Origin of the sequence: Haloarchaeobius amylolyticus (assembly GCF_026616195.1) — an archaeon.
Lineage (GTDB): Archaea > Halobacteriota > Halobacteria > Halobacteriales > Natrialbaceae > Haloarchaeobius > Haloarchaeobius amylolyticus.
Window position 1 is genome coordinate 534,804 of record NZ_JANHDH010000003.1, and the last position, 22,418, is coordinate 557,221.

Annotated in this window: 21 protein-coding genes; 10 read left to right on the forward strand and 11 right to left on the reverse strand. The window is 69.0% G+C overall.

Annotated features, from left to right (window positions below; translation table 11 throughout):
- Positions 1 to 3: 3 nt before the first annotated feature.
- The gene (locus NOV86_RS20220) at positions 4 to 1,593 is read right to left on the reverse strand and encodes a sulfatase-like hydrolase/transferase (protein ID WP_267643633.1); all 1,590 of its coding nucleotides are present in this window, start codon (positions 1,591 to 1,593) and stop codon (positions 4 to 6) included.
- 834 nt (positions 1,594 to 2,427) lie between these two features.
- Between NOV86_RS20220 and NOV86_RS20225 the strand changes: the two genes are divergently transcribed.
- A complete protein-coding gene (locus NOV86_RS20225) occupies positions 2,428 to 2,820 on the forward strand; it encodes a universal stress protein (protein WP_267643634.1) in 393 nt (130 codons plus the stop codon).
- Between the two features lie 251 nt (positions 2,821 to 3,071).
- Here NOV86_RS20225 and NOV86_RS20230 read toward each other — a convergent pair whose 3' ends face one another.
- Together NOV86_RS20230 and NOV86_RS20235 are read right to left on the reverse strand one after the other, a co-directional pair.
- A complete protein-coding gene (locus NOV86_RS20230; protein WP_267643635.1) occupies positions 3,072 to 3,857 on the reverse strand; it encodes a hypothetical protein in 786 nt (261 codons plus the stop codon).
- A 407-nt stretch (positions 3,858 to 4,264) separates the two neighbouring features.
- Positions 4,265 to 4,885: a hypothetical protein gene (locus NOV86_RS20235; protein ID WP_267643636.1), complete on the reverse strand. Its 621-nt coding sequence runs from the start codon at positions 4,883 to 4,885 to the stop codon at positions 4,265 to 4,267.
- 189 nt (positions 4,886 to 5,074) lie between these two features.
- Between NOV86_RS20235 and NOV86_RS20240 the strand changes: the two genes are divergently transcribed.
- Genes NOV86_RS20240 through NOV86_RS20250 form a run of 3 tightly spaced genes read left to right on the forward strand, consistent with a single transcriptional unit; the run spans position 5,075 to position 7,773 of the window.
- Positions 5,075 to 6,274 (forward strand): thiolase family protein, encoded by a 1,200-nt coding sequence (locus NOV86_RS20240; protein ID WP_267643637.1) that lies wholly within the window; start codon positions 5,075 to 5,077, stop codon positions 6,272 to 6,274.
- A 57-nt stretch (positions 6,275 to 6,331) separates the two neighbouring features.
- Complete coding sequence (locus NOV86_RS20245; protein WP_267643638.1) at positions 6,332 to 7,363, forward strand: aldo/keto reductase; 1,032 nt, start codon at positions 6,332 to 6,334, stop codon at positions 7,361 to 7,363.
- A gap of 50 nt (positions 7,364 to 7,413) precedes the next feature.
- The gene (locus NOV86_RS20250) at positions 7,414 to 7,773 is read left to right on the forward strand and encodes a DUF7964 domain-containing protein (RefSeq protein ID WP_267643639.1); all 360 of its coding nucleotides are present in this window, start codon (positions 7,414 to 7,416) and stop codon (positions 7,771 to 7,773) included.
- Positions 7,774 to 7,780: 7 nt separating this feature from the next.
- Here the strand turns inward: NOV86_RS20250 and NOV86_RS20255 are convergent, their stop codons facing one another.
- The 3 genes from NOV86_RS20255 to NOV86_RS20265 form a co-directional block, all read right to left on the reverse strand.
- Positions 7,781 to 8,623 carry an ABC transporter permease subunit gene (locus tag NOV86_RS20255; RefSeq protein WP_267643640.1) on the reverse strand — a complete coding sequence of 281 codons (843 nt, stop codon included), beginning with the start codon at positions 8,621 to 8,623 and terminating at the stop codon, positions 7,781 to 7,783.
- Positions 8,620 to 9,564, reverse strand: coding sequence for an ABC transporter ATP-binding protein (locus NOV86_RS20260; RefSeq protein ID WP_267643641.1), 945 nt, complete (start codon positions 9,562 to 9,564; stop codon positions 8,620 to 8,622). The genes NOV86_RS20255 and NOV86_RS20260 overlap by 4 nt, the downstream gene beginning before the upstream one ends.
- Positions 9,565 to 9,641: 77 nt before the next feature.
- Positions 9,642 to 10,559, reverse strand: coding sequence for a winged helix-turn-helix domain-containing protein (locus tag NOV86_RS20265; protein WP_267643642.1), 918 nt, complete (start codon positions 10,557 to 10,559; stop codon positions 9,642 to 9,644).
- Between the two features lie 147 nt (positions 10,560 to 10,706).
- Between NOV86_RS20265 and hutH the strand changes: the two genes are divergently transcribed.
- A complete protein-coding gene (gene hutH / locus NOV86_RS20270) occupies positions 10,707 to 12,275 on the forward strand; it encodes a histidine ammonia-lyase (RefSeq protein WP_267643643.1) in 1,569 nt (522 codons plus the stop codon).
- Positions 12,276 to 12,403: 128 nt separating this feature from the next.
- On the opposite strand, the gene NOV86_RS20275 is transcribed toward hutH, so the two are convergent.
- The 5 genes from NOV86_RS20275 to NOV86_RS20295 all read right to left on the reverse strand — a co-directional run bounded on the left by NOV86_RS20275 (position 12,404) and on the right by NOV86_RS20295 (position 16,120).
- Entirely contained in the window at positions 12,404 to 13,126 is a 723-nt protein-coding gene (locus NOV86_RS20275) for a 5-formyltetrahydrofolate cyclo-ligase (protein ID WP_303647867.1), read from the reverse strand.
- Positions 13,123 to 13,944: an alpha/beta hydrolase gene (locus NOV86_RS20280; protein ID WP_267643644.1), complete on the reverse strand. Its 822-nt coding sequence runs from the start codon at positions 13,942 to 13,944 to the stop codon at positions 13,123 to 13,125. Before NOV86_RS20280 ends, NOV86_RS20275 begins: the two co-directional genes overlap by 4 nt.
- 79 nt (positions 13,945 to 14,023) lie before the next feature.
- Positions 14,024 to 14,614: a hypothetical protein gene (locus NOV86_RS20285; RefSeq protein WP_267643645.1), complete on the reverse strand. Its 591-nt coding sequence runs from the start codon at positions 14,612 to 14,614 to the stop codon at positions 14,024 to 14,026.
- A gap of 95 nt (positions 14,615 to 14,709) precedes the next feature.
- The gene (locus NOV86_RS20290) at positions 14,710 to 15,423 is read right to left on the reverse strand and encodes a fumarylacetoacetate hydrolase family protein (RefSeq protein WP_267643646.1); all 714 of its coding nucleotides are present in this window, start codon (positions 15,421 to 15,423) and stop codon (positions 14,710 to 14,712) included.
- A gap of 76 nt (positions 15,424 to 15,499) precedes the next feature.
- Positions 15,500 to 16,120, reverse strand: coding sequence for an alpha/beta hydrolase (locus tag NOV86_RS20295; protein WP_267643647.1), 621 nt, complete (start codon positions 16,118 to 16,120; stop codon positions 15,500 to 15,502).
- A 104-nt stretch (positions 16,121 to 16,224) separates the two neighbouring features.
- On the opposite strand from NOV86_RS20295, the gene NOV86_RS23295 reads away from it, so the two are divergent.
- The 5 genes from NOV86_RS23295 to NOV86_RS20320 all read left to right on the forward strand — a co-directional run bounded on the left by NOV86_RS23295 (position 16,225) and on the right by NOV86_RS20320 (position 22,376).
- On the forward strand, positions 16,225 to 18,411 hold the full coding sequence (locus tag NOV86_RS23295) for an NERD domain-containing protein (RefSeq protein WP_267643648.1): 2,187 nt from the start codon (positions 16,225 to 16,227) through the stop codon (positions 18,409 to 18,411).
- Between the two features lie 202 nt (positions 18,412 to 18,613).
- The gene (locus NOV86_RS20305) at positions 18,614 to 19,438 is read left to right on the forward strand and encodes a class I SAM-dependent methyltransferase (RefSeq protein WP_267643649.1); all 825 of its coding nucleotides are present in this window, start codon (positions 18,614 to 18,616) and stop codon (positions 19,436 to 19,438) included.
- 92 nt (positions 19,439 to 19,530) lie between these two features.
- A complete protein-coding gene (locus NOV86_RS20310; protein WP_267643650.1) occupies positions 19,531 to 20,478 on the forward strand; it encodes a winged helix-turn-helix domain-containing protein in 948 nt (315 codons plus the stop codon).
- Between the two features lie 127 nt (positions 20,479 to 20,605).
- A complete protein-coding gene (locus tag NOV86_RS20315; RefSeq protein ID WP_267643651.1) occupies positions 20,606 to 21,550 on the forward strand; it encodes a winged helix-turn-helix domain-containing protein in 945 nt (314 codons plus the stop codon).
- A gap of 49 nt (positions 21,551 to 21,599) precedes the next feature.
- Positions 21,600 to 22,376, forward strand: a complete 777-nt coding sequence (locus NOV86_RS20320; protein WP_267643652.1) for an SDR family NAD(P)-dependent oxidoreductase — start codon at positions 21,600 to 21,602, stop codon at positions 22,374 to 22,376.
- Positions 22,377 to 22,418 lie beyond the last annotated feature (42 nt).

Genomic DNA, 22,418 nt, shown 5'->3' on the forward strand with positions numbered 1-22,418 from the left:
CGATTATCGCTCGCCTGGTTTCTCCTCGCGCCGGGGGCCGCGCTCGGCCCCGTCCTCCGGCATCGGCCCGCCGCCCATCGGGCCGCCTTCACCCATCGACCAGTCGTCCATGGGGCCGGGCTCTCCCATCGGCGGGCGTGGACCACCGGGACCCATCGGGCCGGGGACGCGCGCGTTCGGGTCGTAGGGGTCCGGCGTGCCCGGCCGGATGGGCGGCTCGACGGCGAGGCTCTCCTCGAACTCGTCGGCCACGTCGAACAGCTGGTCCACGAGGAACCCGGCCTCGGTCGAGATGTCACGCTCCTCCCGGGGGTCCGCCTCGACGTTGACGATCCGGGGCGACCCGAGTTGCTGGAGCGTGCCGGTCTCGGGGTCGACCCACGAGAAGTGACACTTGAAGCGCTGCCACTTCACCGCGACCAGCTCGTGATTCACGACGATTGGGAAGCCCTCGCGCGCCGATTCCGCCGACTTCGCGGAGAACAGGCGACGCTGGTCGAGGCCGTCGACGATCCGATCGTCCGGGAAGCCGACGCCCGCGATGGCGGCCAGCGTCGTCGGCACGTCCACCGCGTGGACGACCTCGTTGCTCACCGTCATCGGCGGGACGGCCCCGGGCCAGTTCGCGACGAAGGGAACCCGGAGTCCGCCCTCCAGCGCCGAGCCGGCGGTCCCGCGGAACGGGCCGACGACCGTCTCGGCGACGGCCGGGTCGGTCGGGGCCGACGCGCTCGTCACGACGACGACCGTCTGCTGGTCGATGCCGGCCTCCTCGAGGGCGCGCAGGAGCTGACCGACGCGGTGGTCGAGTTCCAGCAGCCGGTCTGCGACCGGCCCGTTGCCCGAGCGACCCTCGAAGGCCGGGTGGGGAACGACCGGCTCGGCGAGGCCGGTGAAGGAGACGGTCGCGAAGAACGGCGTCCCGGCCTCGGCCTGCCAGTCGACGAACTCGACGACGCGCTCGGTGAGCGTCTCGTCGAAGGTCGCCCGGGTGGCCTCGTCGAACGATTCGACCTCCGTCGGTGTCTCGCCGGCGTCACCCTCCAGGACCACGGGGACGTCCATCGTCGCCTGGTCGAAGGCCGGGTTCGCGGTGTAGCTCGCGACCGCCGGCCCGTCGACGATACCGTACCACTCGTCGAAGCCCTGGTCGGTCGGGAACCGCCCCTGCTGGTCGCCGAGTTCCCAGGTCCCGAAGTAGCCGGTGGCGTAGCCCGCGCCCGTCAGCACCTCCGCGATGGTGGTCTCCCAGGTGGTCAGCCCGGTGAGTTCGCCCGGATACCCGGGGACGCCGGTCCCCGAGCGGATCGGGTGCCGGCCGGTCATCATGGCAGAACGTGTCCCCTCCGCGGTCGGCTCGACGGAGAAGTTCGTCAGTTTGAGGCCCGTGCGGGCGATGCTGTCGAGGTTCGGCGTCGGTGCCCCCAGCACCGCGCCACCCCCGTAACAGCCGGGGTGGCCGTAGCCGAGCCCGTCCGCGAGGACGAGCAGGAGGTTCGCGGGCGTCGTCCCGCCGTCCGTGCGCGGTTCGGCGCGTGGGCGTTCTGCCGGGACTGTCAGCTGGGTCGTCGTGGAAGGCTGTCGTCGTGTCATAGAGAGATACCCCCCGACCGGAGTCCGCGACCGCCCCGTGGCCGTCTCCGCGCCGGGGGCGGGGCCAGCGACTGGCCGCCGTGAGCCGCGACGCGAGGGAGCGCTCGCGCTCCGGAAGGTCACCTGTAACTAGCCCCACGGAGACGTATAGCAGATACTGGGTGAGGACTGAGTTATCACCGGAAGGAACCGTCTTCGCGGACGGGAGGTCGCGGGCCGAGGACGCCGCCGGCTAGCGAACGTCGTTACCAGCCGGTAGGGGAATCACCGGTCGGAAAGTGGACAGGTTATCTATCGGGGGCACCTACGAGATAGTGAGGGTGAGGAAATCACCCGACAGGCAGCATCGAACCGGGGCGCCAGTCTGCCATACTCTACCACGGCCCCGCCGACGCGGTCTGCCACCCAGTGCCCTTTCGGCCGACGTGGGCTGCCACCCACGCCGGCCACGTCGCTCATCCGGGTCTGCCACCCGATGACCGACCCGACGCTACATTCTCCAGAGAGAAGTCCTCCTTGTCGAGTTCTCAGCCATCGACCGCCGGCTACGACGCACGCTGTCGGTCGATACGATGGACCCGTCGCTGGCGGGTGCAGGACAGCGAAAAAGCGACAGATGTGGAAGTGGATCGGCTCACGCGCGCCAACTCGTGAAGCCGTGTACACGATTGTAGGTTACAGTTAAGTAAGTACTCCACAATGCAACTGTTGCCCCCTTTCCTCATCATCGACGCTCCGAGACCCGCCCGGCCAGCGTCGAGACGGCCCGGGAGCGTTCCCAGTCGATGGACACCACCCCCCAAAGATAAGCCCCCCTCGGGTGTAACGCGTGGTATGTACGAGGTACTGCTCGCAGTCGATTCCGACGAGGAACGTGCCCGCGCACAGGCAGAGGCCGTCGCAGACATGCCCGGCAAGGACGAGGTCTCGGTGACCCTGTTCCACGTGTTCAAGGACAACCCCGAGGGGGCGTCGGTGTCCCAGCTCAGCACCGTCCGACAGGTCCGGGAGATACTCGAGGAGGCCGGGATGGAGACCGAACTCGCGGAGTCCAGCGGGAACGCGGCCGTCGAGATCGTCGAGCACGCGAAGGAGATCGACGCGGACTGCATCTGCGTGAGTGGGCGCAAGCGCTCGCCGGCCGGCAAGGCCCTGTTCGGGTCGACCGCACAGGGCGTCATCCTCGACGCCGAGCGGCCGGTCCTCGTGGCCCCGCCGCAGGGCTGACGACTACTGTCGGGGTGGCCAGCGCGGTGGGACCGCCCGGTCGAGAGTGACTATTCTGCGACCGGGGCACGGCCGTCGCCACATCGGGCGACCGGCCAGTTCTCGTATTCCTCCTCCAGAGTCGTCTGTACGAGTCGACAGCACTTGTCCAGGGGCCTCGCTGTGTCGGCGTGGAGGGCCGAAGGCAGCGGGTTGAGGGCCGAAGCGACCATGAGTGGAGGGCCGAAGCGTCAGCAGGATTCCGCCCCAGCTCAGGCGTCCTGCAGGTCGACACAGGGCTCGAAGCCGCCGCCGATGACCGTGTCCTCGTCGACCGCCTGCTCCCGGTAGCTGTCGCGTTCGTGTGCGGTCAGCAGCTCCCACCGCTGGCTGAGCCGGCGCTGCATCGTCGAACAGGCCTGCTGCTCGTCGAGGACGAGTTCCTCGCCGAGCGCGACCGCGACCGCGGCGTCGGTCGTCCGGGCGAGACAGGCGTCCCGGGCGACCGGCTGGTTGACGCCGGTCCGCCCGTCTGTCGAGACGTCGACCCGGCCGGCCAGCTGCTCGCGGAGCCAGACCTCCCGGCCGGTCAGGGGCAGGCGCTCGACCGCGACGCGAGGGTCGCAGGTCCACACCGGGAACTGCGGCGCGTTCTCGTACTGGGTCCCGAAGGCGCCGATGTCCTCGGGGCAGTCCGTCGTCAGCAGGTCGTAACACGGCTCGCAGACCGCGACGAGGTTCGCCAGCGCCCACTCCTCGCCACGGCCCGTGGCCGTCGCCAGCGAGTAGAGGTACCCCACCTCCAGGTCGGGCGTCGTGCTGTCTCCGATGCGGCAGGCACAGCGCCCGCAGCGGTGCCCGTAGAACGCGAGCATCGCGGCGCGTCGCTCGCTGTAGTCCGGCGGGGCGTCGTCCTTCCCCGTGCGGGGGTCGGTACAGCCCGCGTCGAACTCGCGGTCGACATCGTACTCGTGGTACAGGTGCGAGCGGTCGTCGACGAGGTGTGCGAGGTTGTACGGTGCCTGTGCGGGGTCGGGCGCGAACGTGAAGTCGGTCATCGTGTTGGATGGAGTCGTGACTGGGCGGTCGACGGGCGATGCGAGAACGTCCGCGCAGGCGACACGTCACCCTCGGGTGCTGGGTGCGTGTGCCCGGTGCGGACGCCGCCGGCTGACGGGTGGTGTCGCCGACGTGCCGGAACCGACTTCAGTAGAAGACCGGCGTACCAGTGGCTGAGGTGGACGCTTCGTCCCCGTGTGCCGTGTAGCGGTGGTCGCCGCCGGTGCGGGCCTCGTTACCCGCAACCATGGTACGCGTCATGTACACTGACGTACACAGGGTACCCTCTTAATTTTTTCTCTCACCCCTCAGCATTCAGGACAGTTCCGGAGCCGGTCCTGTCCCGGATGGATTCAGGAAAGGACGCGGGTGGTGGAGTGTGTCTAGCCCGGGAGCGGTCGGCGGTTCAGCGCTTCTCGTACTGGAAGCTCCCGGTCCACTTCCCGTAGACGTCGTCGCTGTTGCTGTCCTGGTCGAACAGCCAGACCGTGATCTCGTGCTGGCCCTCGTCGAACTTCTCGAGGCCACCGGGGTGGACCTGGACGACCCACTCGCCGTCTTCCTTCATCGCGAGGTAGTCCGACCGCTCGATGCGGGTGCCGTCGACGGCCACCATGAAGTAGGGCTCGCCCTCGACGTCCCCGTGTTTCGCGGGGTCGACGTCCTTCATCATCGTGTTCGCCTGGATGCGCAGGTCGAAGTCCGAGACGCCGTCACCGGTGTTCACCTTGTTGATCAACTCGACCGACCTGATGCGGTTCTCGCCCTGGCCCATCTTGCTCTCGGTGGGGACGTTCGGCGGGGCCGGTGGTTCGTAGGCCGACGCGGTCGGCGTGGCCGTCTGGCCCGTCGTGGTCGCGGTCGTGGTCGTCGTCGATTCTCCCTCGGTCGCACTGTCCGTCGCACTCGTCGGCGCGTCTGTCGTCGGTTCCCCGGTCGGGTCCTCGCCGACGCCCCCGAAGCCGGCACAGCCGGCGAGGACGACGGTCAGGACGAGGCCGAGGACGACCCATGGTCTGTTCTCCATGGACCGCGATTGTCGGCACCCGGCCATTATTATGAGTCGCGTAGGCACCGTTGAACCGTCAGAACGGTCCGGAACGGTCGCGTTCCCAACGGTTTCCATGCGAGACCTGACGGTTCGTCGGGGCCGCGGGATGGTGGGCGACGTGCCCAGTGGCGAAAGAAACAAGTAAATCGTTGTCCAGTTGGAACCATGAGAGAAGCCGTCATCGTGGACGCGGTCCGGACGCCGTTCGGCAAGCGCGACGGCGCGTTCCGCGACACCCACCCACAGGACCTCGCGGCCGCGCCGCTGCGGGCGCTCGCCGAGCGCAACGACCTCGACACCTCCCTCGTCGAGGACGTCATCCTCGGCTGTGTCACCCCGAAGGGCGACCAGGGGTCGAACATCGCGCGAATCGCCCCCCTCGTCGCGGGCTGGAGCGAGGAGGTCGACCCCGACGCCGGGCCCGGCGCGTCGTGGCAGGGCAGCCACGGCGCCCCCGGCGTCCAGCTCAACCGGATGTGTGGCTCCGGCCAGCAGGCCATCAACTTCGCCGCGGGGCAGGTACGGGCGGGCTTCCAGGACGTTGTCGTCGCCGGCGGCGTCGAGCACATGACCCGCGAACCGATGGGCACCGACGGCGGCTCGATGGCCGAGACCTACTTCGAGGAGTACGAGGAACTGATTCCCCAGGGCGAGAGCGCAGAGCGCATCGCGGAGACGTGGGGGTTCACCCGGCAGGACCTCGACGAGATCGCGGTCGACTCGCAGTCGCGCTGGGGCGAGGCGTGGGAGGAGGGCCGGTACGACTCCCAGATAGCTCCCGTCGAGACCGAACTCGACGACGAACCCATCACGGTCGAGAAGGACGGCCACCCGCGGCCCGGGACCGACGTGGAGACGCTTTCGGGACTCCCGCTGGCCTTCCGCGACGAGGGCGAGGGCGTCGTCCACGCCGGCAACTCCTCGGGCATCGTCGACGGTGCCTCGGCCACGCTCGTCTGCTCGGCCGAGGTCGCCGAGGAGCAGGGCTGGGAGCCGATGGCCCGCATCGTCCAGACCGAGGTCTGCGCCGTCGACCCCGTGATGATGCTCACCGGCCCCATCCCCGCGACGAAGAACGTGCTGGCGAAGGCCGACATGACGGTCGAGGACATCGACCTGTTCGAGGTCAACGAGGCCTTCGCCAGCGTCGTCGCGGCCTGGCTGGAGGAGACGGGTGCACCGTGGGACCGCACGAACGTCAACGGCGGCGCCATCGCCCACGGCCACCCGCTGGGGGCGACCGGGTCGGCTCTGATTACGAAGCTCGTCCACGAGATGGAGCGCACCGGCGCCCAGACCGCGCTCTCGACCATGTGCATCGGGTTCGGGCAGGGTATCGCGACGATTCTGGAGCGCGTCGAGTAGGGACGACTCGGTTCCGCTACTCCCAGTCTTTTGGTGGCCGGACGAGGACGGAAGCGTATGGACTATCGACGACTCGGTTCGACCGGGACGAAGGTCTCCGAACTCTGCTTCGGCACGTGGCGCTTCGGGCGAGAGACCGGCGGCGTCCTCGAAACGGACCGCGAGGAGGCACACGCGTTGCTCGACACCTTCGAGGCCCACGGCGGGAACTTCATCGACACGGCCAACGTCTACGGGAACCCCAACGGGACGAGCGAGGAGTACATCGGCGACTGGCTGGCCGAGCGCGACCGCGACGACTTCGTCCTGGCCTCGAAGGTCTACTTCCCCTTCGACGGCCGGGGTGAGCCTGGGCCGAACGACTCCGGCCTCGGGCGGAAGCACATCCGCACCCAGATAGAGGGGACGCTCGACCGTCTCGACACCGACTACCTCGACGTGTACTACATCCACCGCTGGGACGACGAGACGCCCATCGAGGAGACCCTCGAAACGCTCACCCAGCTCGTCGAGGACGGGAAAGTGAACTACCTCGGCGCGTCGACGATGGCCGCCTGGCAGTTGACCAAGGCGCTCTGGAAGTCGGAGGTCGAGGGGCTCGAACGGTTCGAGGTGACCCAGCCCCTGTTCCACGCGGCCTACCGCGACGACGTGGCGGACTACCTCGACGTCTGTGCCGACCAGGACCTCGCGGTCTGCCCCTACTCGCCGCTCGCCGGGGGCTTCCTCACCGGGAAGTACGAGCGCGCCGACCCGGACGACCCGACCCAGGTGGAGGCGCCCGACGGCTCCCGCGGGAGCTTCGACGAGCGGTTCTCGAACTTCTACCTCTCGGCGCGCGGCTGGGAGGTCCTCGACGCCATCCGGGGTGTCGCCGACGAGGTGGACGCGACCCCCGCCCAGGTCGCGCTGCGCTGGCTGATGGACCAGGAGGACTTCACCTGCATCCCCATCGTGGGCGCGCGGACGACCGACCAGCTGGAGGAGAACGTCGGGGCGGCCGAGATATCCCTCGACGCGGCCCAGTTCGAACGCATCTCGGAGGCACGGTACGACGAGGAGGGGAACCGCTGGGGCCACCGGGACTGACCGCGCGGCGGAACACCGCACTTTTCCCGCCGCTTTCCCACCTGCCTCGTATGGGAACCATCGATTCGCTGCCGTCGCGCCCCCTCACCGGCGAGGAGGTGCAGTCGCTGGCCGAGCAGGACGCCGAGTTGACGGTCGTCCCCGGGAACTACGTCCCCGAGATCGACCGCGTCTACGCGCTCTTCTTCATCTACTCGGGCAAGGGCCACGCCGTCGGCTTCGAGCCCGAGGCCGAGGAGTGGACCATCGTCGAGACGGTCGACGAGGGGACCGAGAACGGGTTCACCGTGCTCCAGCAGGCCATCGCCGAGTGGGGCCAGGACACCTACGACGACGACTTCCTGCAGGGCGGCACGACGGTCGACTTCGACGACGAGGAGGCCGTCGTCGAGGACATCGAGGAGCTCTGAGACGGCTTCAGCTCAGGTCGGCGCGTTCGAACGCCCGGTAGCCGACCAGCAGGGGCACCGCCGCCCACGCCGCGAGGACGAGCAGGAGGAACCACGGTTCGAGGTAGAACGGGAGATCGCCGGCGATGAGGCCAGAGAGCCCCGGCAGGCCAGCCTCCCAACTGACGACCGCGGTCACGAGCGAACTGTACGCGCCGGTCGGACTCAGGCTCTGCAGCAGGACGAACCAGCCCGGGAGCGGCGGTTCCGGCTGCGAGCCCTGGACGAGCAGGTGGGCGCCCTGGGGCACGAGGTCCCAGAACAGCGTCAGCACGAGGTAGACCGCGATGGAGGCGGTCATCGCCCGCGAGCGCGTCCCGGTCGTGGCCGAGAGACCGACCGCGATGCCGACGAACACGACGCCGAGCAGGGCCGTGAGCAGCAGGGTGAGGACGAACGCCGTGACCGGCAGCGTCCCGTAGACCGCCACGGTGACGACGCCGGAGACCGCGTAGCCGGCCGAGATGGCGGCCGCGACGACCGCACCGCGGCCGAGGAACTTGCCCGCGACGACCTCGGCGCGGGAGGGCGGGAACCCGAGCAGGACCTTCACGCTACCCGATTCGCGCTCGCCGGCGATGGCGAGGTAGGCCGCGACGAGGGCGACGATGGGCACCAGCAGCCCCGCGAACTCGGTCGCGCCGTTGATGCCCGCGAGGGCGTCGGCCTCGACGCCGGGGACGAACTTGAGCGCGCCCGCGGCGACCGAGGTCAACCCGGCCACGAGGACGACGATGGTCCAGACGAGGCGGGAGCGGACGCTGTCGGAGACCTCCTTGCGCGCGATGGTCCCGATGCGGCGGGCCTTCATCGCTGTGCCTCCACGGCTGCCGCCCCGGCTGGCGTGTCCGCGCCGGTGTAGGTCGTGAACAGCTCCTCGAGGGAGGCCTCGGTCGTCCCGAAGTCCTGGACGGCCGCCCCGGCTGCCCGCACCTCGTCGAGGACCGCGAGCTTGGCCTCTGGCGTCCGGCAGTTCGCCTCGATGGTCCGGCCGTCGGTGTGGACCGAGGTGACACCCTCGATGGTCGCGAGGTCGAGGCCGGTCGGGATGGCGTCGACCGTGACGCTGATGAGCGACCCGGTCTCCAGCGTCTCGCGCAGACCGTCGATGGTGTCGACCGCGACGAGCCGGCCCCGGTTCAGGATGCCGACGCGGTCACAGACCGCCTCGACCTGCGGGAGGATGTGACTGGAGAAGAACACCGTCCCGCCCGAGGCGGCGTGGTCCTGGGCGATGTCCCGCACGAGTCGGACCCCGTTCGGGTCCAGCCCGCTGGAGGGTTCGTCCAGGACGAGCAGGTCCGGGTCGCCGACGAGGGCGATGGCCAGCGCGATGCGCTGGGTCATGCCCTTGGAGTAGCCCCCGACCGGACGCTCGGCGGCCGCGGGGTCGAGGTCGACACGGGCGAGGAGGTCGTCCGGGTCGTCGGCGGCGTCCTTGAGGTCGATGGCGAACTCGAGGTGGCGACGGCCCGAGAGTCGGTCGTAGAGGCCGTAGCCGTCGGGGAGGATGCCCACGCGCTCGTGGACCTGCTCCGTCTCGGTCTGGGCGTCGTAGCCCAGAACCAGCGCCGACCCCTCGGAGGGCCGGACGTAGTCCATGAGCATGTCGATGGTCGTCGACTTGCCGGCCCCGTTCGGGCCGAGGAAGCCGAACACTTCGCCCTCCTCGACGGTGAGGTCGAGGCTGTCCACCGCGACGACGGACTCGCCGTATCGCCTGGTGAGGTTCCGTGTCTCTATCGCTGCCATACCGGCACTGCGCCGCCGCCGGGGATAAGTATTATCATAGAATTGATAATATAACAGAGCAGTAACTAAACCGCGTTTTAGTCATCGAGTTGACTCGAATGCCGGGGCTGCGCCGCGTCCGGGGACCGCTCGTCGAGTATCTCCACCCCGAGGGCCGCGTCGAGGCCGACCAGCAACGACTCCGCCTCGTCGGGAACCCGGACCCGGATTTCGGCCGCGAAGGGGTCACGGTCGGTGACCGTCTTCTCCCAGGCGTCGGTGTGGCCCAGCAGTTCCCACAGGGGTATCTCGGTCGCGTCGACGCCGTGGCGCCAGTACAGCGCCAGCACCGCGGGATGGTAGAGGAGGCGTAGTTCGACCGGCGCGAACACCTGCAGGTCGCAGGTCGCACACTGCGAGAGCGCCATGTCGTGGGTGCCGCAGTCCTCCTCGACGGCCTCGATATCGAGCGTCATCTCGCCGCCACAGCTGTTGCAGATGCCGTCGAGCGCCATCTCGTACTCGTGGCGGACCCGGCGGTCGCAGGCGTGGAGGACGGCGTCCGACCCCGCGCCGGACGCCTGCCCCGGCGGCAGGTCGAACCTGACGATGCCGGTTCCACAGTCCGCACAGGAGAGCACGACGAGTGCCCCCTCCAGGGTCGCCTCGAGGGTTTTCCATCCACAGTTCGGGCAGTGTCCATCGACCGTCGTCGGCTCGAACGTGGGGTTCGACTCGTACGCGCTCGCCCGGGCGGCGCGGACCACGCGGTCTCCGGCGGGCGTGAGCCGGTAGCCAGCCTCGGTCTTGCTGACGAAGTGCGGGGCGAGCCGGGAGAGGTGGTAGGAGAAACTCGGCGTGTTGTCGGCGTCGACGCGGTCGTAGAGGGTCGAGAAGCTACAGACGGGGTCGCCGGCGGCGTCGGCGCTGGCCAGTTCGTCGAGGATGGCCAGTCGCAACTCGCTGCTCAGGACCTCGAAGGCGTCCTCGGTCGACGGGTCGTCGCTTCCGGTCATTCGCTCGCTGGCGCTACGGGGCGAGGGGAGAAAACGTTCCGGCATCGTGTCGGCGGGCGACAGCGAAAGGTCGAAGGCCGGCCTCCGACGACGTTCTGTCATGAACGATTGTCGGACCCTCCACGACAGCCCCGAGGTGCCGCCGCGATGACCGTCGAACTCGACGGGCAATCACTGACCCCCGAGGACGTGGCCGCGGTCGCCCGCGAGGACGAACCGGTCGCGGTCCCGGAGCCAGCCCGCGAACGCGTCCGTGACGCCCGCGAGCGCGTCGAACACGTCGTCGACGCGGGCGAGGCGGTCTACGGCCTCAACACCGGCTTCGGCGAACTCGTCAACGAGCGCATCCCGCGCGAGAAGATCGAGACGCTCCAGACCAACCTCATCCGGAGCCACTCGGCCGGGTCGGGGCGCGAGTGCACCCGCGAGGAGGTCCGCGCGATGCTCGTCACCCGGGTCAACGCCCTCGTGAAGGGCTACTCGGGCATCCGCGAGCACGTCGTCGACCACCTCGTGACGTTCCTGAACGAGGGCGTCCACCCGGTCGTGCGCTCCCGCGGGAGCCTCGGCGCGAGTGGCGACCTCGCCCCACTCGCCCACCTCGCGCTGGTCCTGCTCGGCGAGGGCGAGGCCGACCACGACGGCGAGCGCGTCTCCGGAGCCGAGGCCCTCGACGCGGTCGGGCTGGACCCGGTGACGCTGGCGCCGAAGGAAGGTCTCGCGCTCATCAACGGGACCCAGCTCACTGTCGGGAAGGCCGCACTCGCCGTCGTCGACGCCGAGCGCATCGCCCAGGCCGCCGACGCAGCCGGCGCGCTCACCACCGAGGTCACCATGGGCACGACCGCGAGTTGCGACCCGGTCATCCACGACGTGCGCCCCCACGACGGCCAGCAGGCCAGCGCCGACAACGTCCGGCGCCTCTGTGCCGACTCCGGCATCGTCGAGTCACACCGCAACTGCGACCGGGTGCAGGACGCCTACGCCATCCGGTGCATGCCGCAGGTCCACGGCGCGGTTCGGGACGCCATCGAGCACACCAGAGACGCGGTCGAGACCGAACTCAACAGCGCCACCGACAACCCGCTCGTCTTCGACGCCAGCGACGTGGACGCCCGCGCCTCCGGGACCGAGAAGGGCGCCATCATCTCCGGCGGGAACTTCCACGGCGCGCCCCTCGCCCACCGGCTGGACTACCTGACGGCGGCGATGACCGACCTCGCGGCCATCTGTGAGCGCCGGGTGGACCGGATGGTCAACCCGAACCTGCAGGAGCCACACCTCCCACCGTTCCTCACCGCCGAGAGCGGCCTGCGCTCTGGCTACATGATCGCCCAGTACACCGCCGCCGCGCTGGTCAACGAGTGCCGGTCGCTCGGCCGCGCCGCGACCGACAACACGCCCGTCTCCGGCGGGCAGGAGGACCACGTCAGCATGTCGGCGCAGGCGGCCCATCACACCGCGACGGCTGTCGAGCACGCGGCCACGGTGGTCGGCGTCGAACTGCTCTGTGCGGCCCAGTCGCTGGAGTTCGTCGACGACGACCTCGAACCCGCCGCCGGGACCCAGGCGGTCGCCGACGCTGTCCGCGAGGTCGTGCCACCACTGGACGAGGACCGCGTCCTGGCGCCCGAACTGGACCGGGCCGCGACGCTGGTCAGGAGCGGCGTCCTCGTCGAAGCGGTGGACGAGGGACTGGACGAACCGTTGCGATGAACCGCGGAAAGAGTGGCGTCGGGCAGCAGGAACGGTCCGAGGTATGGGGGGAGTGTGGGGGGTGCCTCCGACCGTCGTATCCCCGCCGCGTGAGACGTGTTACCACCCATACAAGATAAAAGTACTGGTCATTCCCAATCGCAATTTTCCGCGAGCCGGGCGAGTACGGGGATCTCGGAGAGTCGCTCCTCGTCGAGCAGGTCCCAGTCGAGCCCGGTCGGTTTTGGCCGCGGTTCCGGGCGATAGGTCGTCGACGGCGTGGCGACGAGGTCGAGCGACACGTCGTGTGGGCCCACCGGAACGTCCTCGTCGACGACCTGGAGGTCGTGGACCGTCGTCACGACCGGCGTGTCGTCGTCCACCAGCCCGAACTCGCGCAGGACCGCGAACTCCAGGTCGGAGTAGCCCTCGCCCTTGCCGACGCGGTCGCCGTCGGGGGTGACCGCGACGCTCCCGGAGACGATGCAGTCGATCTCCGGGACGTCCTCCGGCGCGACCTGCACCCCGAGTTCGGACGAGCCCGCGATGGTGACCGCCCGGTCGATGTCGTCGATGCGGGCGGGGTCGAGTTCGAGGAACGGCTTCTCGTCGCGCAGTCGCGGGACCGCCATGTAGACCGTCTTCCCGGCTTCGAGCGCGGCGCGTCGGAGCGGTTTCTGCGGCGAGTCCGGGTTCGCCTTGATGCTCTCCGCGGCCTGCCACACCGCCGTCTCTACGACGCGCTCTGCGGCCGCTTCGCACCCCTTGAAGTTCGGGATGCGCCCGTGAGGTGGGAACGGGAACCGCGCCTGGTTCTGCTCCTCCAGCGCGTCCCACACCCGCTCGCGGAGCGCCTGCTTGTCCACCGTCATCCGAGCAGGAACCGCATGGCGTCCGGGAATCGCCTCGCCCACGCGGACTCGCGGTGGATGGCGCCCTCGTCGAGGACGAACTCGAGCTGGGAGTCGTCGTAGCCTTGCTCGCGAAGCACGTCGCGCATCCGCGTCGCGTCGTTCACGTACGACTCCCGCAGTTCCTCGTCGTCGCTCTCGTCCGTGCCCACGTCCATGTAGATGCGACCGGTGTCCCGGGTCTGGTCCGTCATGTAGTCGAATATCCGCCCGTGGGTCCACCAGAACGCCGGGCTGAAGACCCCCGCGAACCCGAACGTCTCGGGGTACTCGAAGAAGCCGTAGAGGCTCACCAGTCCACCGAGCGAGGAGCCCGCGATGCCGGTCGCCTCGGGGTCGCTCTCGGTGCGAAAGCGCTCGTCGATGGCCGGTTTGATGCGATCGACCAGCACCGCGAGGTAGTCGTCGGCATCCCCGCCGCCGTACTCCTCGTGGGCGTAGGGCGTGTACTCCTGCCCCCGGTCGTCGTCGGCGTTCGGGATGCCGACGACGATGGCCTCGATGCCCTCGTCGGCCAGGGCGTGCATCGTCTCGTCGACCTCCCACTCGCCGGAGTAGCTCGCCACCTCGTCGAAGAGGTTCTGCCCGTCGTGCATGTAGACGACGGGGTAGTGCTTCTCGGAATCTTCGTATCCGGGCGGGAGGTGGACCAGTAGCTCCCGGTCGGCGGCGAGGCGCGGGTCCGAGACCGGCGAGGAGACGCGCAGGTCCCCGACGACGGTCGCGTCGTCGTCGCCCTCGTAGGGCCGCCAGTCGAGTGTCGTGGTCGTGCTCGTCATTGCCACTGGGTTTCCGCGTACCGGTCCTAAAACTTCGTGTCCGGGCACAACTGCCGGGACCGGGTCCGAGGTCTCCCGCCTACCGCCGCCAGAGGTCGTAGACCTGGTCCGGGAACGACGAGAACCAGAACGTGACCGCGACGTAGACCCAGAACAACTGTTCGAGGCCCGAACTCGCCAGCACGAGTTCCGCGGCGGAGAAGACGACGACGCCCAGCACGGCCGGCATCGCCCTGACGAGCGCGAGTTCCCACCGGCCCCAGTGCGGGGCCGGCTCGAACGACAGGTAGGCGTCGCCGCCGAGGACGACGACGAGAGATTCGACCCTGCCCCGGCAGCAGACCACGCCGAGTGCGTGGGCGAGTTCGTGTGCGATGGAGGCCGGGAGGGTGAACAGCGAGTAGAAGACGGCGACGTAGGAGGGACCGCCGGGGGCCACCCCGACCGGCTCGCCCCGGTCGCCGTAGAGGACGATTGGTCTGGCGGCGCGAGGTGGAAGCGGCCCCCTCGCGACCGTGAGGGCGGCGGCGGCGGCGCCGACCCCCGAGACGAGGATGGCCAGCGTCAACCAGGTGTTGGTCCCGCCCTGGAGTGCGACCATCAGGCTCGCGAAGACGAGGATACCCCCGTTCAGGGCGAGGTTACCGCGGGCGTCGACGAGCGGGTTCACTGTCTCTTGACTAGCCCCCACCCCAGATAAGCACCCACGTGAGGTATCAGAAAGTCGCTGCGTCCGGTGTCACCGGACGACGATGCCCCCAACGCCTAGTCGACGATCCTGTTCCGGAGCGTCCCGATGCCCTCGTAGTGGATATCGACCGTCTCGCCGGGTTCGACCAGTCCGGGATTGGCCGGACTCCCGAACGCGACGACGTCGCCGGGCTGGAACGTGAACCGCTTCGAGAGGTAGGAGATGATCTCGTAGGGGTCGAACAGCATCAGTTCCGTGCTCGCCTCCTGCCGGCGCTCGCCGCCCACGTCGGTCCACATCTCGATGTCGGTCGGGTCGAGGTCCGTCTCGATCCAGGGACCGAGTGGACCCGAGTTGTCGAACGCCTTCCGGGCGGTCCGACCCTGTTGGTCGAGCGCGTCGAGGTCGTTCATGATGGTGTAGCCACGGACCGCGTCTGGGACCTCCTCGACGGTCAGGTCCCGGCAGCGCTCGTCGATGACGGCGGCGAGCTCGCCGGCGTAGGTCAGTTCGTCGGTGAACTCGGGGTACGGAATCGGCTGCCGGTGGGCAGCCAGTGCGGTCCGTGGCTTGATGAAGAAGTCCGGCTCCTCGGGACGTTCGTACTCCATCTGGTCCAGCGTCTCCGCGTAGTTCCGGCCGACGCAGTACAGCGTCGAGGGGCGACACGGCGGTAACAACCGACCGTCTCGCCCGACCTCGTACGTTCCATCGGGTCCGTGGACGACACCGTCTTCGTAGGGGCCACCGACCGGCCCCTCCGGCGTTGCGATTCGTGCGAGTCGCATACCCGGAGCATGGGACCGGGCTGGTTTGTAAGGGTCGGTCCCCGGGCGAGGTACCGGGGCAGCCGGCCGGTGCCGGTCAGTCCGCGAGGAAGTCGGCGGTCTCGCGGACGATCCGGCGCTGGTCGGTCCGGAAGGAGTGGTCCTCGCCGGTGAGTTCGACCAGGTCCCCGCTCGGGAGGTGCTCGGCGAGGTCCGCCGCGTTGTCGAGGGAGACGACCTCGTCCTCGTCGCCCTGCAGGATGCGCGTCGGGACCGCGACGTTGGCGAGTTCGTCCGCGTCGATAGACGGGAACTCGTCGTGGGCGCCGAACTTGATTGCGGGTGCCCAGAGCACGAGTCGGTCGGCGACCGCGGGCGCGTGCCGGAGCGCGAGGCGGCCGCCGAAGCTCTTGGCGACGACCGTCACGGCCTCGCAGTCGCGGCCGCGCAGGAACTCGACGCCGGCGTGCATCTCGGCCCGGAAGTCGGCGTGGGTCTTCTCCCCTATGTCGCTCCGGTCCTCCCACGTCACGAAGCGCGCGACCACGTAGCCGCGCTCGGCGGCGGCCTCGGCGAAGCGGTCGAACACGTCGCCGTAGGGACCGTGGCCCGCGCCCGGAACGACGAGGACGCCGCCCTTGACCGGGCCCTCGGGTTCGTTCAGTCGTCCCTGGTAGGTCGTCCCGTCGACCGCGAGCGTCGCGTCGGTCCGGTTCATGTCGGGAACGTCCGGGAGAAGCCACTTCAACGTGGTCCCGAAGGGGTCCGACCCCGCCGCCCGGTCCCGAAACTATATCTCGGCCGCGGGTCCAGTCCGGGGACGTGGAGTTCATCGCGTCTGGCGAAACCGCGGGTCATTCGGGTGCGGCTGCGGAGCAGGCGGTCTGGCAGACCATCAGACGAGCCTTCGGGCCGGGCGACGAGGGCGTGGCGTACTGGCGCTACCCCATCATCGACCCGAACGGCGCGGCCTTCGACCGCGAGGCCGACTTCCTGCTGTTGCACCGCGACATCGGCCTCGTGGTGGTCGAGTGCAAGGGCTATCGACTCGACCACATCGGGGCCATCCAGGGCGACCGCTGGCAACTCCAGGGCACGCGACAGACGAGTGCGACCCCCTACACGCAGGCCCGTGACCAGGGGTTCCGGCTGGTCAGACACCTCCGGGACGAGCCCGCACTGGTCGACGACCGCGGCAACTGCACCGTCCCGCTGCACTTCTTCGTGGCGCTCCCGAACGTCGGTCGCGACGAGTGGGACGACCGCTTCGGCGGCCTGCCGTCCGCGCCCCCGGTCATCACGGACGACGAACTCACGCCGGGGAGCCTGCGCGACCGGCTGGAATCCGTCCCCGGCAACGGCCTGACCCACGATGAGTTCCGGGCCGCCAGAGCCGTCCTCTCCGGAGGGCAACCCATCTCTGGCGAGCGCGGCGGGAGAGACGAAGACGCCGCTTCCAGCCCCGGCGACACCAAGGCCGACCTCGCCGCCCGCGTCGAGCGCGGACTGAAGCGACTCGACCGCGAGCAGGAGGAACTGGCCCTGCAGGTCCCGGACGGCCCACAGCAGATTCGCGGCATCGCGGGGTCGGGCAAGACGGTGCTGCTGGCGGGGAAGGCCGCCCAGTTGCACGCCCGGCACCCGGACTGGCGCATCGTGGTGACGTTCCAGACCCGGAGCCTCTACGAGACGGTCACCGAGACCATCGCGGCGTACTACCGCCACTTCACCGGCGGCGACCCGGACTGGTCCCGGCTGCAGGTGATGCACGGCTGGGGCGGCAGGACCCGCCGCGGCCTCTACTTCGAGGCGGCGCAGGCGGCCGGGGTCGAGCCACGGACCTACAGCGAGGCGCGGGAAGCCTTCGCGGACGCCGACCCGGGCGACGAGGACGACCCCTTCGCCGGCGAAGGCGACGATGACGACGACCCGGAGCACGACCTCCTGCACCACTGTTGCGCCGAGGTCCTGGATTCGGGCGAGCCACAGGAACGCTACGACGCCGTCCTCGTCGACGAGGCACAGGACTTCGACCCCGCGTTCTTCCGGCTCTGTCACGCCGTGTTGCGGCCCCCGAAACGGCTCGTCTGGGCCTACGACGAGGCCCAGAGCCTGCAGTCGCTGTCGGCGCCGAGTCCCACCGAGATATTCGGGACCGACTCGCGGGGGCGGCCGACGGTCGACCTCAGCGGAGCCTACGAGGGCGGCGTCCAGAAGAGTCGCATCCTGCGGAAGGCCTACCGGACGCCCCGCCCCGCGCTCCTCCTCGCGCACGTCTTCGGCATGGGATTGTGCCGGGACGCGGGGGCGGTCCAGGCGCTGACGACCCAGTCCGGGTGGGAGGACCTCGGCTACGATATCGAGGGCGACTTCCGGCGGTACGGGACGCCGGTCACCCTCCGGCGACCCGCCGAACACAGCCCACACCCGCTGTCGGAGGTGTCCGCGGCGCGGCCCTTCGTCCGGGTCGAACGGTTCCCGGACCGCGGCGCGGAACTCGACCACGTGGCCGACGCCATCGCCCGCGACGTGCGCGAGGACGACCTCGACCCGTCGCAGGTGCTCGTCGTCACGCTCGGGAGCGTCGGCGGCTCCCGCGACGCCGGCGAGCGACTCGCCCAGCGTCTCGGCCGCCGCGGCATCGACGCGAACCTGGTCTGGGACGGCGACCCCGACGTGTTCACGGAGGACGGCGCGGTCACCATCGCCCGCATCAACCGGGCGAAGGGGAACCAGGCGCCACAGGTGTACGTCGTGGGTGTCGACACCGTGGCCGACGCGACCCGCCGGGCGTCGCTCGTCCAGCGCCGGAACGAGGCCTTCGTGGCCATCACCCGGACGACCGCTTGGGTGACCGTCACGGGAAGTGGGGGTCCCGACAGGGTGTTCGCGGAGTTACGCGACGTGACGAGTCAGGTGACCGGCGACGACCCGGTCGTGACGTTCCCCGCACCCGAACAGGGCGCGCTGGAGCGGACGATGCTGGACGCGACCCTCGACGCGTTCTGACCCGGCAGAAGTTGTTGTTTCCTCAACAGTATCTCAGTGCGCAGAATCGGTATATGTCCACCAGTAGAGATAGCAGATATCGGACAGGGACGGGAGTTACAATGGACAGCCATCACCGAGATACCTGTAGCGAGAGTCGAATCACAGACCCGGCGTCGTGCCAGTCGAGACACGAATCTGTTAGTCTGGGGAGGGGGCAGCGATGAGCCGGGGCGACGAACTGTTCCCGACGGCGGGTGACGACACGGCCCTGACCGAATCGATCCTCTCTCAGCTCGCGGCGGCGGGTGCCGACGTCGAGACCCTCACACCGCAGGACATCGACGTGTTCGAGGACCTCACCGTGATGGGCCAGGAGGCGACGCTAGAGATGGCCGCGCTCGCGGGTATCGACGAGGAGACCCACGTCCTCGACCTCGCCGCCGGCCTCGGCGTCACCGCCCGGACCCTCGCGGCGGAGTACGGGAGCCGCGTGACCGGCGTCGACCTCTCGACCGGGTTCTGTCACGCCGCAACCGAGCTGACACGGCGTGTCGGGCTCGACGACCGCGTCTCGTTCCACGCCGAGCACGCCCTCGACCTCCCCTTCGAGGACGACACCTTCGACGTGGTGTTCATGCAGGACCTCGCCAGCGACATCGAGTACAAGACCGCACTCGCTGCCGAGGCACACCGCGTGCTCGCACCCGGCGGGCGGCTGGTCGTCCTCGAGTTCGTCACCGGAAGCGTCGAACCGCGACTGACGCAGCTCCCCATCGCGAGAGACGGCCTGTCGCGGTCGATGGCCAGCGAGGAGACGTTCCTCGACGTCGTGCGAGACGCCGGGTTCGACGTCCGCCACTGGCTGGACACGTCCATCGAGGCGGCGGAGTGGTACCAGACGATGATACAGCAGGTCCAGACCGGCGACCTCCCGGCGGTGCTCGACGCGGTCGTCCGCGACGACCTCGTCCCCCTCTGCCGGACGACCTACAGGAACCTCGACGAGGACCGCGCCCGCCTCTACATGGGACTCTTCGAGGCATGAACGAAGACGCCGCCGGGGGCTGGCAGAGAGCCTCTGGCAGGACCCGACGGGAGAACGAGATTTATTATCCTCGTTCGAAAACGTACGTATAGATGCCGAAGGAGGGGCAAGAGGGTGCAACGGCGGTCCGGCCAGAGGAGGCCTTCTCGCTGCTGGGCAACGAGACGCGGTTCGCAATCCTCAGGGCGCTGTGGGAGTTTTTCGACCCGCCGGACTCCAGTCCGGTCAGCTACTCGGACCTGATGGACGCGGTCGGGGTCCGCGACTCCGGGAACTTCAACTACCACCTCGGGAAGTTAGAGGGTCACTTCGTCGAGTCCACCGACGACGGCTACGTCCTGACCGCCGCGGGCGAGCAGATCGTCCAGACCGTCGTCGCCGGGACCGCCGTCGACCAGACCTCGATGGAGGCGGTCCACGTCGGCGTCGTCTGCCCCGTCTGTGGGGGCACCGAGACGACCATCGAGTACGACGACGAGACCCTGACGGTGCAGTGTCACACCTGTGACGGCCTGTTCCCGTCGCCGCCGGGGAAACTCGCCGAGTTCCAGCTCCCACCGGCCGGCCTCGCCGGGCGAGAGCCCGAGGCCATCTTCCGGTCCGCCATCGCGCACGTGACCCTGGAGACGCGGTCGATGATCGCCGGGGTCTGTCCGCGCTGTGCCTCCGAGCCGACCGTCGACGTCGAGTGGTGCCCGGAACACGACGACAGGCGGGACCGGTGTGAGGTACCGGGCTGTACCTGTTCGCCCATCGTCGAGTACCTCTGCCAGCGGTGCAAGCACATCTGGCGGTTCCCGACCTGGTGTAACGTGCTCTGGCACCCGGCGACCATCGCGCTGTTCCACGAGCAGGACGTGGACATCGAACCGCTCTCGTGGAACTACTACGCCCGCGGCCGCGAGTTCGACCAGACGGTCCACGACACGGACCCGCCACGTCTCTCGGTGACCGTCGGGGCCGAGGACGCGGCACTGGAGTTCACCTTCGACGAGACGATGTCCGTCCTGTCGGTTGAGCGAACCGACGCCGAGCACTGAGACCGTTCCATCTGCTGTCATTGTCCCGTCGTTCGTCTTTCCGGGAGGTCGTCGGGCCACAAGACATATTTCAGACATGCGATAGCAGGCAGTTCGATTTATACCGTTCCTCCTAGAACGTGTATCCATGTCACAGGAGGGGTTCGAGGCCGATGTCGAGGTGCGGCCGGAGAAGGCGTTCTCGTTGCTGGGCAACGAGACGCGATTCGGTATCCTCCAGGCGCTGTGGAAGCTCTCCGAACCCCTCGACTCCAGCCCGGTCAGCTACTCCGACCTGATGGACGAGGTCGGGGTGCGTGACTCCGGGAACTTCAACTACCACCTCGGGAAGTTAGAGGGCCACTTCGTCGAGTCCACCGACGACGGGTACGCACTCTCGGACGCCGGCGAACAGATCGTCCAGACCGTCGTGTCGGGCACCGGCGTCGAACACGTCTCGATGGAACAAACGCACGTGGGCGTGACCTGTGCCGTCTGCGGGGGGACGGAGACCACAGTACAGTACGACGACGAGACGCTGACGCTCCGGTGTACCGAATGTCCGGGCTCGTACCCGTCGCCGCCCGGGAAGCTCGCGGCGTTCCAGGTGCCACCGATGGGGCTGGCCAACCGGGACCCGCGGGAGATATTCGACGCGGGCATCGCACGCGTCTCGCTCAAGACCCAGTCGATGCTCGCGGGCGTCTGTCCGACCTGCTCGACGGAGCCGACTATCGACGTCAAGGTCTGTCGGGACCACGAGAGCGAGGGGAGCGACCCCTGCGAGAACTGCGGGTCGACGATGTGGGCCATCGCCTACTACGGGTGTCCAGCCTGCAAGCTCACCTGGCGGTTCCCCACCTGGGCGACCGTGATGTGGCACCCGGCGGTCATCTCGTTCTTCTACCAGCGCGAGCCCGGTATCGACCCGCTCTCGTGGGACTACTTCGTCCGGGGGCGGGAGTTCGGCCAGGAGCTCGTCGGCGAGGACCCGCTCCGCATCGCCATCACGGTCCCCTGTGACGGCGACGAACTCGAACTCGTCTACGACGAGTCGATGGCCGTCATCGACATCGAGCCGGAATCCGTGTGAGACGGCCGCAACCCGCACACTCTTGTAGGGGCCACGAGACGCACCGGGCATGGACCTCGGACTCTCCGATAGGACCGCACTGGTGACCGGCGGGGCCGGTCGTCTCGGCAGCGAAGACGCACGACACCTCGCCCGCGAGGGCGCGGAGGTCGTGGTGCTGGACGTGGACGAAGCCGGCGCAGAGCGCGTCGTGAGCGACATCGAGGACGACGGTGGCGACGCGCTGGCGGTCACCTGTGACCTGACCGACCGCGAGGACGTCCGCGAGACGCTTTCGACCGTCCGCGAGGAGACCGGCGGCGTCGACGTGCTGGTGAACAACGCCGGGTTCGTCGACGCCGTCGCCCGCATGGGGGACTTCGACGACGACCTCTGGGACCGCGACCTCGAACTCAACCTGACCGGTGCCTACAACGTCACGAAGGAGGTGTTCCCCCGCATGCGAGAGCGGGGCTGGGGCCGGGTCATCACGATGGCCTCCATCGCGGGCACCCACGGCAGTTTCGGACAGGTGTCGTACTCGACCACCAAGATGGGGCTGGTCGGCTTCGGGAAGACGCTGGCGCTGGAAGGCGCGAAAGACGGCGTCACCTCGAACGTGCTCGCGCCGAGCATCGTCGTGGAGGACCTCGCCGACCTGCCACCCGAGCAGCTCGAGCAGATGAACCCGCAGTTCGAGCGCCTCCGGCAGGCCACCCCGATGAAGGAACTGGGCCGCGAGGACGACGTGGCCCCGATGGTGTGCTACCTCGCCAGCGAGCACGCCCGCTACATCACCGGGCAGGTCATCGGCATCACCGGCGGCGCGGACCTGCTGTCGACCTGATACCTGCGGCGCCGAGGTCGACCACATCGACGGTGTATACCG